This is a genomic window from Methylobacterium variabile, assembly GCF_001043975.1.
In the GTDB taxonomy this organism is placed as follows: Bacteria; Pseudomonadota; Alphaproteobacteria; order Rhizobiales; family Beijerinckiaceae; genus Methylobacterium; species Methylobacterium variabile.
Map to the genome: position 1 here is coordinate 1 of NZ_LABY01000432.1, position 1,633 is coordinate 1,633.

The 1,633-nt window shown below is 72.7% G+C and carries 1 protein-coding gene; it reads left to right on the forward strand.

The features are described 5' to 3' along the window. Positions 1-145 precede the first annotated feature (145 nt). Positions 146-1,633, forward strand: a 1,488-nt coding sequence (locus tag VQ02_RS33690) for a calcineurin-like phosphoesterase C-terminal domain-containing protein (protein WP_048448638.1), incomplete at its 3' end; no start/stop codon positions are given.

A 1,633-nucleotide genomic window follows, 5' to 3' on the forward strand; every position in this document is an offset into this window, starting at 1 on the left:
CGGGTTCTCGCCTCCGGCGAGATCCGGGACGACGACGAGGGTGTGATACCGGTGGATGATCAGACCGGGCCCTCGAGCCCAGCCTGCGTGACCGAACGGTCGCGTGGCCGTGGTTCTTTTGCTTCCTCTGGACGGAGACGAGCCGATGAGCGAGCGGACGACCCTGACCCGGCGCGACACGGTGGCGGGTGCCGCGGCCCTGGCGCTGGCCCCCCTCGCGGCGCGGGCGCAAGCCGGCCCGGCCACCGTGACCGGCATCGTCTACGAGGATCACGGGGGCAGAGGTCCCGGAAGCTCGGGACGCCGGGCCGCCGACGATCCCGGCCTGCCCGACGTCCTGGTCTCGAACGGACGCGAGGTGGTCCGCACCGACGCGCAGGGGCGCTACAGCCTGCCGGTCGGCGACGAGGCGGTGATCTTCGTCATCAAGCCGACGGGCTTCTCCCTCCCGCAGGGCGCCGACGGCCTGCCGCGCTTCTCCTACCTGCATCAGCCCGCCGGCACACCGCCGGACCTCGCCCTGCGCTATCCCGGCATCGCACCCACGGGACCGCTGCCGGCCTCCGTCGATTTCGGCCTAGTGCGCAGCCCGGAGAGCGGCGACTTCGACGTCGTGCTGTTCACCGACCCGCAGCCGGAGAGCCACGCCGAGCTGACCTTCGTGCGCGACACCGCGATCGCCCGGGTGCTCGGCACGAAGGCCGCCTTCGGCATGACCACGGGCGACGTGCTGTTCGACGGCCTGTCGCTCTATCCCCGCCAGAACCGGATCATCGCCCAGGTCGGCGTGCCGTGGTTCCACATCGGCGGCAACCACGACCTCAACTTCGAGGCGCCGGATGCCCGCCACTCCCGCGAGACCTTCAAGCGCACCTTCGGCGCGCCGTACTACGCCCTCGAGCACGGCGGCGTGCTGTTCCTGATGCTCGACAACGTCAACTACCTCGGCGCGGCCACCGCCACGGCGGGTCGGGGCGGGCGCTACGAGGGCCGCATCGGCGAGCGCCAGCTCGCCTTCGTGGAGAACCTGCTGAAGCAGACGCCGACCGACCGCCTGGTCGTGGTGGCGATGCACATTCCCCTCGCCACCGATCTCGGCCCCGACGAGCCGGGCCTCAGCACCGCCGACCGGGCGCAGCTGCTGCGGCTGCTCGCCGGGCGCCCGTCCTTCAGCGTCGCCGGCCACACCCACACCACCGAGCACCATTACCTCGGCGCGGATGGCCGGCCGGGCGCGCCGGGCGACGACGCCCATCACCACCACGTGCTCACCGCCGTGTCCGGCTCATGGTGGAGCGGCCCGCCGGACCGGCGCGGCATCGCCACCGCCGACAGCCGCGACGGCACGCCGCACGGCTACCACGTGCTCAGCATCGCCGGCGGGCGCCGCTACACCACCCGCTACGTCCCGGCGAGCGACGATGCCGGCCGCCAGATGCGGATCGTGCTCGAGAGCCAGTTCCACGGCGACGACCTCGCCCGGTTGCCGGACACCCGGCTCTACGAGCTTCTCGGCGCCACCGTGCCGGCCGAGAGCGTCGCCGGCACGAACGTGGTGGTGAACCTGTTCGACGGCGGCCCCCGCAGCCGCGTGGCGTTCCGAATCGGCGAACGCCCGCCGGTGGCGATGACC